Below are 13,692 nucleotides of genomic sequence, written 5' to 3'. Positions count from 1 at the left end.
GCTGCAGCCCGGCGTGTGGCCAGCCGGCCACGCGTACCGCACCTCGCCACGAAGGGAGCATTGCGAATGACGGATATCGATCAGGACGGCGCGCGTCAGTCAGCGGTCGAAAAGCGTGTCGAGGCGATCTGGCGCGAGGTTCTGCACATGCCGCAGGATCGACCCGACGCGACATTCTTCGAATTGCAGGGACAGTCCATCTCGGCGGTTCGCATCATCACGCGCATCGAGGACGAGCTCGGCGCGGTGGTGGACGTCGGGCTGCTCTTCGAGGACCCGGACCTGGCGACCTTCACGGCGGCGGTCGTGGCCGCCGTCGGGCAGACGGCGGACGCGCAGGCGGCCAACCCGGCCTGACCGGCACGAGATCGGACCTCGCGGACCCACCTCCGGGTGGGTCCGCTTCGTCGTGCCCGGTCCCGCCCTCCCGGGCGATCATCCGGCGCCGCCGGCGGGCGCCCCACGACGCGACCCCGGGCCCACCGGCCCGGGGTCGCGTACGGAGGGTTCAGCGGCGCTGGGCGATGGTGAGCCCGTCCGCGATCGGCAGCATGACCGTCTCGAAGCGGTCGTCGGCGGCCAGCGTCGCGTTGAACGCGCGCAACGTCTGCGCGGCGCGGCGAGGCAGGCCGGGCTCGGCCAGCTCCGGATCCAGGACGTACCCGTCGAGCAGGACGTTGTCCGCCAGCAGCAGGCCGCCGGGGCGCAGCAGCGGCACCACGGCCTCGTAGTAGGTGGGGTAGTTCATCTTGTCGGCGTCGATGAAGACCAGGTCGACGACCGTGTCGGCGGCCATCGACCGCAGCGTGCGGGCCGCCGAGCCGAGCCGGAACTCGATCCGGTCGGCCACCCCGGCCCGCTCCCAGGAGGCGCGGGCGATGTCGATCCACCGGTCCGTGACGTCGCAGGTCACCACCCGCGCGCCCGGGGCGAGCCCGCGGGCGATGGCCAGCGCCGACAGCCCGGTGAACGTCCCGATGTCCACCGCCGTACGCGCCCCGACGAGGCGGGTGAGGATGGTCAGCAGCGCGGCCTGCTCGACCGGCACCATCATCCCCGCCGCCTCGCCCACCCCGCGGGTCGAGTCGACCAGCCCGCTCAACGCGGGGTCCGGCGGCGAGCTGGACCGGACCAGATAGTCCCGGACCGCCTGGTTGACCGGCACGTGCTTGACCTCAGCGAACCCGGCGCCGGTCACACGTACCTCCTCGACGGGCCGTCCGCGGTGACCCGCATCGGCAGGCCGCCCCGGATCCGCAGCGACAGCATCGGCTCCGGGACGATCCGGTGCGCGGGATCGGCGGTGAGCCGCAGCTCCCGGATGACCATGGCGACCACGAAGGTGGCCTCCATCAGCCCCAGGTTGTTGCCGACGCAGAACCGGGGGCCCGCGCCGAACGGCACGTACGCGTACCGGGGCCGGCCCCCGGAGCGGGACGGGTCGAACCGGTCCGGGTCGAAGCGTTCCGGGTCGTCCCAGAAATCCGGATGGCGGTGCAGGGTGTACGGGCAGATCAGCACGTCCGCGCCGGCCGGCACGTGGTACCCGCCGATCTCGTCCGGCCCCTGCGCGATGCGCGAGAGCATCCACACCGGCGGGTACAGCCGCATCGCCTCGTTGACCACCTGGGCGATGAACCGCAGCCCGGCGAGATCGTCGTACACGGGCAGCCGGTCGCCGAGCACCTCCACCGCCTCGGCGTGGACCCGTTCCCGTACCTGCGGGTGCTGGTCGAGCAGATGGAAGGTCCAGCCCAGCGTGCTGGCCGTCGTCTCGTGCCCGGCCAGCAGCAGGGTGACCAACTCGTCGCGCATCCGCAGCCGGCCGACCTGTGGGTCGGCCTCCTGCCGGGTCGAGACGATCAACCTGGTCAGCGCGTCGTCACCCTCCTCGCCGCGGGCCCGCCGCTCGGCCACGAGGGCGTCGACGATCCGCTGCAACTCCCGGCGGGCGCGCCGGAAGCGCAACTGGTGCGGCAGCGGCAGCCAGGTCGGCACCGAACCCATCGTGACCATCTCGAACATGGCCTGGTCCTGCATGATCTCGAAGTTGTGCCCCACCGAGCTGTGCCCGCTGAGGTCGCTGTCGAGCAGGGTGCGGCCCAGCACCCCGAGGGTGAGCCCGGTCATCTCCCGGACGATGTCGACGGGGGCGCCGTCGCGGTGCTCGCGCAGCCGGTCGACCAACCGGGCGGCCTCCTCGACCACCACGCCGGCCTGCGCGGCGATCCGCTTGGCCTGGAACGCCGGCTGGATCACCCGGCGCTGCTTGCGCCACAGCTCACCCTCGCTGGTGAGCAGGCCGTCGCCGAGGGCCCGACGGGCCTGGGCCAGCCCGACCCCCTTGTGGAAGTTCTGGCTGTTGTCGGCCAGTACGTGCTTCGCGTGGTCGGGGTGGTTGAAGAAGTAGAGCGTCTTGAAGCTGGGCCCGAGCCGGACGGCGTCACCATAGCTCGCCGCCGTGCGCATGAGGCCCAGCCGGTCCCGGCCGAGCTGCCAGAGCGTCCGGAGCATCGCCGGCCCGGTCGGACCCACCGGCACCTGACGGATCTCCGTGGTGGTCATCCCGTCACCCCGCCCCGGGCCGTGGCGTGCCACGCCGGCACACCGTCGGCGAGGTCGACCCCGTCCGGGTTGAGCTGCCGGAACCGGCCGTGCACGAACAGCACCCCGTCGGTCTGCGGCTCACGGCGCACCGACAGGAGGCTCCCGACGAAGATGGTGTGGTCGCCACCCTCGTAGGACCGCCACAGTTGGCACTCGAAGTGCGCCAGCGCCCCGGTGATCAGTGGTGCGCCGGTGAGCCGGCCGGCGACCCAGTCGACCGCGTCGAACTGGGCGGCCCCCAGCGGGCGGCGCCGGTTCGCGAAGTGCCGGGCCACCGGCTCCTGATGCGCGGCCAGTACGGAGACCCCGAACTGGCCGCGCTCCAGGAGACTGCCGTGCATGATCGCCTGCTGGTCGACGCAGACCAGCACCAGGGGCGGGTCGAGGGACACCGACGTGAACGAGTTCGCCGTCATCCCGTGTGGACAATCGCCGCCCACCGTCACCACGGTCACGCCCGTGGCGAACGAGCCGAACGCTCGGCGCAGCTGGACGGGGTCGGACGGCTCGACGGCGGACTCTGACTGGACGTTCACGTGTACCTCCCGTGTGTCGCTACGCCACCCGTGCCCGGTAGGGCCCCAGGGCCCGGGCCAACGACTCCGGGACCCGGGCAGGGCTGGTGCGGTTGTTCGGCCCGCGCATACAGGCCACCCGTTGACGGCCACGGGCGACCAGCACCTCGTCGTCAGGGTGCAGCCGGACGTAGTCGAAGCCGAATTCGATCTGCGTCTGCGTCAGCTCGACCAACCGCATCCGGATGGCCAGCTGGTCGAAGGCGGTGATCTCCGCGAAGAACTCGCAGTCCACCCTCAACGTGAACAGCTTCAGGTCGCCGCGCAGGTCGGCGAGGATGTCGTTCGCCTTGTCGTGCAGGAACATCTCCCGGCACCGCCCCTGCCAGCGCAGGTAGTTGACGTAGTAGACGTTCCCGACGAGGTTGGTCTCCTCGAACCCCACGGTGTGCCGGTACTCGTAGTAGTCCTCCATCTCACGACCAGCCGTCGGTGAGGACGCCCAGGATGACCGGCACGGCGTCGTCTCCCACGGTGGTGGCGAGGGTGGCCACCCGCACCGGACCGGAGGCGAAGACCAGCCACCCGTCGCGTCGTACCGGGGTCAGCGCCACCGGCGCGTGCTCCGGCAGGCCGATCTGACCCAGGCAGGCCAGGACCGCCTCGATCCGGGCGCCGGCGCTGTCGCGGTCCTCGCCGGGACCGTCGACCAACTGGTCGAGCAGCGTCGCGTGCCGGCCCAGGACCGCCGACCACTCGTCCGCGGCCCGCGACGGCACCGGCCGCACGTCGGCACCGACCTGGGCGAAGGCCGCCACGGCGAGGCGGAGGCCGGCACCGTGGCTGACCGCCACCGACCGCTCACCGACCTTCTCCGGACGCCCGTCGCCGTCGTGGCGCAGCGACACGGCGTGCCCGAGGGCGCGACCGACCGCCAGGGCGTCCGGGTCGTCGGCGGTTCCGTCCGGTTCGACGGCGACCGCCACGGTGGCGCCGATCAGGTCGCCCAGGGTCCGCTCCAGGTAGGAGCCGAGCAGCGGCGCCACCCACGGACCCCGGCCGTCCTTCTTGCGGACGGCCCGCAGGTGCAGACCCTCCCACCGCTCGACGACCTCGCCGGTGCCGTTTCGCAACGCGATGTCGTAGACGTAGGTGTCACCGTCGCGCTCCCGCTCGGTGGCGCAGTAGCGCAGCGGCCCGTCGGTGCCCAGCCGTGGCCCGGCCGGGTACAGCCGCTCGATGGCCACCGGCAGCAGCGTGGCGTCCGGAACGCAGACCTGGTTGCCGTGCATCAGCGCGTCCCGGACCCCCGGGTCGCCGAGCAGCAGGGTGCCCGGCAGGTACGCGCTGAACCAGTCCGTGTCGGGCACGGCCGCCACGTCGGCGTCGACGTCGCGGGCCGCGGCCCGGTGGAAGCCGCGCAGCCGCTGGAAGCGCGCCCCCTGGAAGAGGGTGCCGCCGTACAGGTCCCGGGCCGGGTCGAGCGGCACCGGCGGCAGGTCGTCGGCGACCTGCTCCGGCGGGCCGGCCGGCGCCGGTGCCTCGACGAAGCGCAGCACCGCCTCGAAGTGGTCGGCGGCGAACCCGGTGTCCGCGGCGCGGATCACCGCCCGTACGGTGTCGTCGCTGGTGACCAGTGCCGCGATCCGGATGGTGGTGCTGCTCAGCGGCGGCACCACGATCGGTCGGGCGAAGCGGGCCTGCTCGATGACGGGTGTCTCGTCGCGACCGGTGACGGCCATGGCCGCCTGCGCCATCGCCTCCATGCCGAAGACCGCCGGGAACAGCAGGTTGCCGTCGAGGAGGTGGTCGGGCAGGTAGAGGTCGCTACCGGCGGTCAGTTCGACGTCGGTGACCAGCTCCACACCGTGGTAGCGGACCTGGGGCCGGTCGACGAAGCGCAGCAGGGGCAGCTCCGGCTCCTCGAAGCGCAGCGTGTCGAGACCGTCGGCCCGGCCGCTGGCCACCACCACCGGTGGGGTGTCCGGGTCGGTGACCAGTCGACGCAGCATCGCCACGCCCTCGTCGGGGGTGATCGGCGTGATGCCGTCGCGGGTCAACGACTCGACGACGGACAGCCGCTCCCCCATGCCGACGCCCGACCAGACCGACCACTCCAGACAGATGGACCGGCAGTTCGGGTGGGCGTCGGCGAAACGGCGGGTCTGCTCGGCGAGCCGGTCGTTGGCCGTGGCGTAGTGCGCCTCGCCCCGCAACCCGGCCCGGCCGATGATGCTGCCGAAGGTGACCAGCAGCTTCAGCCTCTCCGGCTCGATGGCGTCCAGGACGGCGGCGAGCCCGCCGACCTTGGGTGCCAGCGCACCGTGGAAGGCGTCCATGGTCAGCGAGGTGAGCGCCGCCGGCTCGTTGCGCCCGGCGCCGTGCAGCACACCGGTGACCGGGCCGAGCTGACGCTGGGCCTCGTCCACGGCGGCCTGGACCGCGAGCGGATCGGTCACGTCGGCCTGGAAGTACGCGGCCTCGACGCCGGCGGCGGCGAAGCGTTCCAGGTTGGCCGACAGCTCCGCGTCGCCGGCGAGGTCGGAGCGGCCCAGGACCGCCAGCTTGGCTCCGGCGTCGACGGCGAGGGCGAGCGCGCACTCGGCGGTGATGCCCTTGCCGCCGCCGGTGACCAGCAGCACGTCACCCTCGGTGAGCGGGGCGTCGGTGCGGGCCGGAGCGATCGGCAGGGCCCGCAGGACCTGCTCCCGACGTACGCCCGAAGGGTCGTAGTGGACCTCTCGGTAGCCCTCGGTCGCCGCGACCTCGGCCAGCACCCGCTCGGCGGCGTCGAGCCCCGCCGGCAGCTGCACCACCGTGGTCCGGATCCGGGGTGCCTCCAGCCGCAGGGTGCGAGCCAGGCCGCTGGCACCGAGGCCGTGCTGCACCACGACGAAGCGGTCGCCCGCCCCGTCGGCCAGGATCACCTGTGCCCCCTGCAGAGCCGTGTTGAGCTGCTCCGCGGTGCAGTCGGCCGGCAGCCACACCAGGACGCCACCGCCCACGCCGCCGGTGGCCAGCGCCTGGCGGACCTGCTCGGCGCGCGGGTCGGTGTGCCCGCCGAACAGCTGCCACGTCCCGGCCGGCTCGGCCGGACCGGGGGTCGGCGCGGGTGTCTCGGCCAGGTCGACCGCGAAGGCCCGGATGAAGGTGTCCACGCCGGCCACGGACACCGGCTGCGCCAGGTCCTCCATCAGGCCGGTGCCGATCAGGGTGTCCAGCGCCTCGGCGACCTCCCGCACGGTCGCGGTGGCGACGTTGGTGGGCAGCCGGGATGGGGGCACGCCGAGGCGTTCCGCGGCCTGGTTGACCACCTGACTGACCGTGATCGAGCTGAGGTGCAGGTCGTCGAGGAGTCGGCTGTCCTCGCGGACCATGTCCAGCGGCAGCTCGGCCCGCTCGGCCACGAGCTGGCGCAGCGTCATCGCCGCCGACTCACCGGTGGGCGCGTCACCGGCCGCCGGGGCGGCCTCGACGGCCCGCTGCTGCGACTCGGGCAGCGTCACCTCGGGCACCGTCTCGCAGGGGCTGGTGAAGAAGGTGAACTCGTCGGTGTCCTTCAACGGTCGGATCAGCCGGCCGTCGAAGAGCTGCGGGTGCACCCGAGCGGCCCCGACGACGTACGTCGCCGCGGCCACCCGCAGCACGCTGGCGACCGTCTCGTCGTCGGTGTCGAACGCCACCGTCGGCACCGACACGTCGCCGCGGGCCAGGTCGGACAGGATGCGTCCGGGCCCGACCTCGACGAGCAGATCCACCTCCTTCGCCGCCAGCGCGACGGCCTGCGTGAACAGCACCGGATCGGTGATCTGGTCACGCAGCAGGGCGGCGACGTCGGTGTCCGGCGGCAGTTCGGCGCCGGTCACGGTGGAGATCACCTGCCGGTTCGGCGGGTTGAAGCGCTCACCGGCGAGGTACCCGCCGAACGCCTCGGCCGCCTCGGCGACCAGCGGCGAGTGGAAGGCGTGCGAGACCCGCAGTCGCTTTCCGGCGACACCGGCCGCCTCGGCGCGCTCCAGCACCCGCTCGACCGCGTCGACCGGACCGGAGACGACGGTCTGCCGCTGGCTGTTGTAGCCGCCGATGACCACCGGGTCCTCGCCGAGAAGTCGGCGTACGGTCTCCGGGTCGGCCGGAATCCCGGCCATCGTCCCGTCGGGCCGGCCGTGCTCGGCCATGGTCCGGCCCCGCGTGGCGGCCATCCGCAGCACCGACGCCAGGTCCATCACCCCGGCCCAGTGCAGAGCGGTGAGTTCACCGAGGCTGTGCCCGACCGCCACGTCGGCCTCGATGCCGAGCGCGGAGAGCACGCTGAGCCCGGCCACCGACCCGGTGACGATGCGGGGCTGGGCGACCTCGGTGGCCACCACGTCACCGGTGGGCAGCGCCGCCTCGGTGACGATCCGGTCGGCCTGGGTGAACCGGCGCCGCAGCGCCTGCGCCGGCCGTCCACGACCGGTGCCCTGCCCGGGAAAGAGGAAGCCGACCCGGGCGGTGCCCCGGGCATGGCCGAGGAAGGCCCGTCCGTCCACGGCGTACAGCCGGGTCTCCCCGGCCTGCGGGGCGGCGTGCACCCTGAGCAGCTGGCGTTCGGCGTCCTCCGGCGAGCGGGCCACCACGGCGGCCCGGTACGGCCGGTCGCCCAGCTCCCGGTAGAGGCCGGCGGCCAGGTCACCGAGTTGCGCGTAGGAGAGCCTGATCACCTGCGCGGCGAGGGTGCCGATCCGCTCGGCCAGCTCGGCCGGGGTGTCGGCGTCCAGCGCGAGCAGTTCCACGTTCTGCGTCCGGGATGCCATCGTGCGGGTCCGGGCGTCCGGGGAGCGGCGGGCGTTGTCCTCGCCCTGCAGGACCAGGTGGGTGTTGATCCCACCGAACCCCATGGCGGTGATCCCGGCGCGCAGCGGCGCGTCGGCCGGCCACGGCTCGGCGGCGGGGAGCACCCGCAGCGTCGCGTCGGCCGAGGTGAGCACGTCATGTGGGTCCTCGCACCCGACGGCCGGCGGCAGCACCTGGTGATGCACCGCGAGGACGGCCTTCAGCAGGCCGGCGACGCCGGCGGCGGCCTTGGTGTGCCCGATCATCGCCTTGATCGAGCTGATCGCGGCCGGTGTGCCGTTGGCGCCGGCGGCCCGGCGGGCTGCCGTCAACGCCCGCAGTTCCGTGGCGTCGCCCACCTCGGTGCCGGTGCCGTGCCCCTCGAACAGGGCGACGGTCTCGATGCCGAAGCCGGCACGCTCGTACGCCCGGCGCAACGCCAGCCGGTAGCCGTCCTCCTCCGGGCGGGTGATGCCGCCCTTGCCGTCGGAGGACACGCCCCAGCCGGCGATCGACGCGTAGATCCGTCGGCCCTGCGCCACCGCGTCCTCGTGTCGCATCAGGACGACCATGCCGCAGCCCTCGCCCGGCCAGAAGCCGTTCGAGCCCCGGTCGTAGACCTTCATCTCGCCGCGGGCCAGCGCGCCGGTCTTGGCGAAGCCGATGATCTCGAACGGGTCGATCGACAGGTCGACCCCGCCCGCGACGGCGACGTCCAGTTCGCCGTCGGCCAGGCCTCGGCAGGCGGTCAGCACCGACAGCAGCGAGGAGGAGCAGGCGCCGTCGACGGTGTAGCCGCCGCCCTTGAGGTCGAAGTAGTTGCAGATCCGACCGGCGATGGTGTTGGACAGGCCGCCGGCCAGGGTGTCCTCGTCGATCTCCGGGAACGGCGCCTTGTAGCGGCCCTCCAGGGTGCCGAGGAAGTCGGCGAGCTGGTCGTCGTCCCAGCCCTGCTCGCGCAGGGCCGCGCCGACGGTCCGCCGGACGTACGGCCAGCGCAGCCGCAGCACGTTGGCGCGGGCGAACTCACCGGTGAGGGTGTTGCCCACCACCACGCCGGTCCGCTCGCGGGGCAGGTTCTCCCCCATCGGGAAGCCGGCGTCACCGAGGGCGGAGGCGGCCACGTCGAGGGCCAGCCAGTGGGTGAGGTCGGTGGACCGGTACGTGCTGCCGGCGATGCGGAACTTCACCCGGTCGAACTCGTACCCTTCGATGACGGCGGCGTTGCGGGCGTAGAACCGGTCCGGGGCGCTGCGGTCGGCGTCCCAGTAGTCGGCCAGTCGCATCCGCTCGTCCGGCAGGCGGCGGAAGGCCCGCCGTCCGGTGACCGCGTTCTCCCACAGTTCCCCGGGGGACGCGGCGTCGGGATATCGGCACGCCAGGCCGACGACGGCGATCCTGCTCATGCCGGTACCGCCTCCTTGTGCGAGTTCGGCTCCGCGGCGACGAGGGGCCCGGTGCCGGTGGAGATCGAGGCGGGCAGGCCGCCCGCGGTGCCCCCGCCGTCGGCGGCCTCCCGCTGCAAGCGGACCTTGTTGGAGATGTGCAGGGCCCACAGGTACAGGCCGCGGATGAGGCAGACCGTGGCGGTGGCGAAGAAGAGCCCGTACGCGATGCCCGCGCCGGTGATCAGCCCGTAGACGGTGGCCACGCCGGCGCCGAAGGCGACCTGCGAGGCGGGGCTGGACGGGCTGGTGCCCGGGTCGGTGATCATGTAGTTCGTGAACAGCACGAACGCCACGCTGGTCATCATGCCCAGGGCGCCCAGGATGGCGGTGTCGAGGATGAGCCCGCGTACCACGGCCTGCAGTGCGAACGCGGACAGCCAGCCGAGGATCAGCCACATCCGGTTGGTGAGCTTCGCGTTGAGCATGGTCCCGGCGGTGATGATGATCGCCGGGATCAGCCAGTCGCCGATCGCGGTGGTGTGCTCGGTGAAGTGGTACGGCGGGGCGATGCTGGCCCAGGGGAACAGGATCAGGATGACCGCGATACCGAAGTTGGACGGGTTCATGTAGTGCCGCAGCCGGCCCCGGACGGGTGCCCGCAGGATCCACTTCGCGGCGATCGCGACGGTGACCCCGAACATCATCACCCAGACCCGGTCGTTGACGTAGGTCAGCATGTTCACGGCCAGCGAGGTGATGTGCGCGGGGAGGAGGAACTCCATGAACCCGCGCTTGCCGCCGCCGAGGAAGCGCGGGGCGCGACCCTCGGCCCGGGCGCCGATGGCCTCGAGCACGATCTCGACGGTGTACCCGGTGGCGAGTGCGATGAAGGGCCACAGCCAGGGCTGCTCGAAGCCGAGATAGGTGTAACCGACGATGTTGAAGATCGTGATCGACATGGCGAAACGCCGTAGAGCAGTCGTGATCTTGGCGTCGTGCCGGATGGGGTTGGTCGTGGTCTCGGCCATGTCCGTTACCTCTCGTTGGCCTGCGAGCCGAGCTGCACGTCGTGCCAACCCGGGGTCAGCTGAAGGTCCTGCTTGCGAATCTGTCCGGTGCGGTCGCGCCAACAGAGGCTGACCTTCACCGGGCCGGTGACGTTGGCGCCCAGCCCGATGTGCACCTCGTTGCTGCGCTTGCCGGAGTGCCCGCCGCCACCGTCCACCTTGGAGACCAGCGTGCGGCCGTCGGGCGTGGTGACGGCGACCTGGGCGCCGACGGCGGGCGAGCCGCGGCCGGCCGGGTCGGCGGACTGGTGGGTCAGACGCAGGCCGAGGAAGGCCCCCGCGGTCGGACTGGTGTTGCGGTAGAAGATCGGCTCCGCCCACTGTCGGGCGACGGCGAGGTCGAGCCGGCCGTCACCGTCGGAGTCGCCGGTGGCCAGCCCCCGGGTGGGTACGGGGATGTCCAGCCCGATCTCGGGCGCGATGTTGACGTACCGGCCGTCCTCACCCCGGACGAACAGGTGCAGCCGCTGGTTGCCGCCAACGTCGTCGCCGGCGCGCACGTTCGGCCACCAGGCCGGGTTGTGGACCAGGGTGTCGTTGGTGGTGGCCAGCTCCTGGAGCTGGGGCCAACGGTTGACCTCACCCCGGACGAAGCCGGTGGCCTGGGCGATGGCGAGCCGGCCGCCGTTGTCGAAGTCGGCCATCTTGACGTCCCAACCCCAGCCCGACCAGGCCAGGCCCAGATCCGCGCTGCGGTCGTCGAACGGAGCGTCACCGCCGCTGAAACTGGTCTTGACCTCACCCTGGTTCTTCGCGGCGTTGATGAACGCGTAGTTGCTCTCGTGGATGCCGAACGGGGTGGTGATGTTGCTGACGAACAGGTCGTACAGCCCGTCGCCGTCGATGTCACCGAAGTCGGCGCCCATCCCCTTGAAGGAGTCCTTGCCGAGCACCTTGGACTTCGGGACGGTCGGGCCGCGAACCCCGTCGACCAGGACGAACTCGATGTTGCCGGGGGTGGAGCGGTTGTAGAGCAGCCGGTCCGGGCCGAAGTCGTGGGCCAGGTACAGCTCGGGCAGCAGGTCGCCGTCGATGTCGGCGGCCGACGCGCCGAGGGCCCAGCCCTTGGAGACGTCCCGGGGGATCACGTTGTTGACCCGCTGGAAGGTGGCGGTCGGCTCGGCGCCGGCGGCGCCGCCGGTCCACCGGAAGACGTAGTCCTCGCCACCGTTGATGCCGTTGGACATCGAGTCGTTCATCTCCACCCCGCCGTCGACCGTGTCGTCGAGGACCGGGCTGTGCGGGAAGTAGTTGCCGATGTAGATGTCGACGTGGCCGTCCCCGTCGAAGTCGTCGACCGCGACCGCGTTGGTGTTCCACAGTGGTCCGCTGTACTCGCCGGCGCCGACGCCGGGCACCAGCTCGACGGCACGGAAGGCGGTGTTGCCGAGGGCGAGGGCCCCGCCCCGGGCGAGGAAGAGGATCGGCGTACGGCCCCAGTAGTAGACCAGCAGGTCCATCCGGCCGTCCTCGTTGAAGTCACCCGGTGCGCAGCCCATCGGCGCGGTGATCCGACTGATCGGCAGTGGCGTGGGGTCCAGCGCGAACGGCTGGTACCGCTGCTCACCCCTGCCCGGTGTCGGCGTGACGATGCTCTGGTCGGTGCGGGGATCGGTGACGCAGAGGTCGTTGGCCAGGCCGTCGCCGTCCAGGTCGTTCATGGCGATGCCGGCACCTACGGAGGAGATCCAGGCGTCGATGTTGGTGTAGGCCTTGTTGACCTTCCGGACGGACTGCTGGACAGCCCCGGAGGGCAGGGCGATTCCCATGGGCTCGAACGCGTACCGGGACGCCAGCCCTGTCCGCTCCGCCGCGGAGGCGCTGGGCAACCGGACGGCGAAGAACATCCCGACCACGAGTGCGAGGCCGATGAACCCGGCGAGCTGCCGGCGCAGCAAGCCAAACGTCGCTGACATGAACTCAAGACCTCCCGTTTGTGACGGACTCGTCGGAGCGACCCACCGCGCGTCGCGGTGGCGTACCGGCCCGGGCCGGTCGGATCGCGGGCCGCGCCCGGCACCTGCGGTGTCGCCGGCCGGCCCGGCCCCGACCGGAGGCGGTCGACAGGCGACCGGTCCGGCGGCCGGGACGACCCGGACGAGGTTCGGTGCTGCCGCCCGCCCTGCGGGGGACGTGTCAGCAGATCCTCACAGGACGCCCGAACCCGGGCTACTCGAAAATTGCTGAGCATTGTCGTACATCGAATTGATGACACATCTAGATAATGCGTCCCAGGGACGGGACTCAGTTTTCGATAAAGACTCGCCAGATCACCGCGACGACTATGTGGAATTACTCCACAACAGCCCTGTCGAAATGCCGACGGATGTTCGTGCGCCAAATCTCGTACGGCGGGACCGGCCCCCCGGAGTCGGCCCCCGGAGCGGTGCCGTCGGCCAGCGCGACGGCAGCCGACACGGACAGGTCGGTCAGCGCGGCGGCGGCCACCGCCGAGTGCGGGGGCACGAAGCCCGCGTGCACCCGAGCCCGCATGGCGAACACACTGCCCAGCGCCAGCTCCGGCGCGTGCCGGCCGGCTCGGCGGCGCAGGGCCGCGAGGTCGTCCGCACCGCACCCACCGGCGAAGGTGGCGGCCAAACCGACACCGCTGAACAGGTCCGCCTGCCGTTGCGGGGCGAAGCGACGCACGGCGGCGTCCACGTCCTCCACCCGGGCGCCGTGGATGAACCACAGTGCCCGGCCGATCCCCTGGTCCACCGCACGGCCGAAGTAGTCCGGCCTCCCCTGCCAGGCGTACGGCGCGGGCACCCGCTGCTGGTCGACCCACGTGCCGACGTCGAAGTAGGCCAGGTCGAAGCCGTAGCCGTCCACCGCCAACCAGGTCATCGTCGGATGGAACGGGCCCGGCTCCAGGTCGGGCACCACCTTGCGCCACAACGGTCGGGGCAGCCGCGCCATCGCGAAGCCGATCCCGATGTAGGCCAGGAAGAGGTGTGGCGCACCCGGGCCGAGCAGCAGCTCACGGGTGCGTCGTCGGCGACCGGCGCCCATCGCGTCCAGCACGGTGAAGGCCATCGTGACGCCCTCGTACGCGAAGCCACGCATGCCGTCGTCGACCAGCTCGACCCGGTCGCGCACCTCGGTGAGGTCGCGGGCGTCGATGCCCCACTCGAAGCCGCACACGACGGCCCGGGGAATCGCCTCCAGCCGCGCGGTGGCGGGCGACGCCGGCCCGGGGAAGCCTCGGCGGGCGAAGCTGACCTCACTCAACGCCGGTGCCAGCGCGAGCCTGCGCAACGAGCCCAGAACGGTGGACATGTTTTCCTCCCGGACAGCGAC

9 protein-coding genes are annotated in these 13,692 nt (G+C 72.1%); 1 reads left to right on the top strand and 8 read right to left on the bottom strand.

Translation table 11 applies throughout. The features are described 5' to 3' along the window. Window positions 1–66 precede the first annotated feature (66 nt). On the top strand, window positions 67–357 hold the full coding sequence (locus AB0H52_RS06155) for a phosphopantetheine-binding protein (RefSeq protein ID WP_357945575.1): 291 nt from the start codon (window positions 67–69) through the stop codon (window positions 355–357). A 151-nt stretch (window positions 358–508) separates the two neighbouring features. Here the strand turns inward: AB0H52_RS06155 and AB0H52_RS06150 are convergent, their stop codons facing one another. The 8 genes from AB0H52_RS06150 to AB0H52_RS06115 all read right to left on the bottom strand — a co-directional run bounded on the left by AB0H52_RS06150 (window position 509) and on the right by AB0H52_RS06115 (window position 13,671). Then, window positions 509–1,198 carry a class I SAM-dependent methyltransferase gene (locus AB0H52_RS06150; protein WP_151488424.1) on the bottom strand — a complete coding sequence of 230 codons (690 nt, stop codon included), beginning with the start codon at window positions 1,196–1,198 and terminating at the stop codon, window positions 509–511. Next, window positions 1,195–2,565 (bottom strand): cytochrome P450, encoded by a 1,371-nt coding sequence (locus AB0H52_RS06145; protein WP_151488425.1) that lies wholly within the window; start codon window positions 2,563–2,565, stop codon window positions 1,195–1,197. The genes AB0H52_RS06150 and AB0H52_RS06145 overlap by 4 nt, the downstream gene beginning before the upstream one ends. Beyond that, complete coding sequence (locus tag AB0H52_RS06140) at window positions 2,562–3,143, bottom strand: flavin reductase family protein (protein ID WP_151488426.1); 582 nt, start codon at window positions 3,141–3,143, stop codon at window positions 2,562–2,564. The genes AB0H52_RS06145 and AB0H52_RS06140 overlap by 4 nt, the downstream gene beginning before the upstream one ends. A gap of 19 nt (window positions 3,144–3,162) precedes the next feature. Next, window positions 3,163–3,597 carry an acyl-CoA thioesterase gene (locus tag AB0H52_RS06135; protein WP_151488427.1) on the bottom strand — a complete coding sequence of 145 codons (435 nt, stop codon included), beginning with the start codon at window positions 3,595–3,597 and terminating at the stop codon, window positions 3,163–3,165. A 1-nt stretch (window position 3,598) separates the two neighbouring features. Then, entirely contained in the window at window positions 3,599–9,343 is a 5,745-nt protein-coding gene (locus AB0H52_RS06130) for a type I polyketide synthase (RefSeq protein WP_357945571.1), read from the bottom strand. Then, window positions 9,340–10,353: an enediyne biosynthesis protein gene (locus tag AB0H52_RS06125; RefSeq protein ID WP_151488429.1), complete on the bottom strand. Its 1,014-nt coding sequence runs from the start codon at window positions 10,351–10,353 to the stop codon at window positions 9,340–9,342. Before AB0H52_RS06125 ends, AB0H52_RS06130 begins: the two co-directional genes overlap by 4 nt. Before the next feature lie 5 nt (window positions 10,354–10,358). Next, complete coding sequence (locus tag AB0H52_RS06120) at window positions 10,359–12,308, bottom strand: CRTAC1 family protein (RefSeq protein WP_151488430.1); 1,950 nt, start codon at window positions 12,306–12,308, stop codon at window positions 10,359–10,361. A 376-nt stretch (window positions 12,309–12,684) separates the two neighbouring features. After that, window positions 12,685–13,671, bottom strand: coding sequence for a DUF1702 family protein (locus AB0H52_RS06115; RefSeq protein WP_151488431.1), 987 nt, complete (start codon window positions 13,669–13,671; stop codon window positions 12,685–12,687). Window positions 13,672–13,692: the final 21 nt, after the last annotated feature.

Source organism: Micromonospora sp. NPDC050695 (assembly GCF_040654415.1).
Taxonomy (GTDB): Bacteria; Actinomycetota; Actinomycetes; order Mycobacteriales; family Micromonosporaceae; genus Micromonospora.
The sequence above is the reverse complement of the archived record's forward strand: the minus strand, read 5'-3'. Positions and strand labels throughout refer to the sequence as shown.

Bases quoted from the DNA above. Each gene is read 5' to 3' on its own strand.
- AB0H52_RS06145 (WP_151488425.1), bottom strand. From the start codon at position 2,565: ATGACCACCACGGAGATCCGTCAGGTGCCGGTGGGTCCGACCGGGCCG.
- AB0H52_RS06125 (WP_151488429.1), bottom strand. From the start codon at position 10,353: ATGGCCGAGACCACGACCAACCCCATCCGGCACGACGCCAAGATCACG.
- AB0H52_RS06130 (WP_357945571.1), bottom strand. From the start codon at position 9,343: ATGAGCAGGATCGCCGTCGTCGGCCTGGCGTGCCGATATCCCGACGCC.
- AB0H52_RS06115 (WP_151488431.1), bottom strand. From the start codon at position 13,671: ATGTCCACCGTTCTGGGCTCGTTGCGCAGGCTCGCGCTGGCACCGGCG.
- AB0H52_RS06135 (WP_151488427.1), bottom strand. From the start codon at position 3,597: ATGGAGGACTACTACGAGTACCGGCACACCGTGGGGTTCGAGGAGACC.
- AB0H52_RS06155 (WP_357945575.1), top strand. From the start codon at position 67: ATGACGGATATCGATCAGGACGGCGCGCGTCAGTCAGCGGTCGAAAAG.
- AB0H52_RS06120 (WP_151488430.1), bottom strand. From the start codon at position 12,308: ATGTCAGCGACGTTTGGCTTGCTGCGCCGGCAGCTCGCCGGGTTCATC.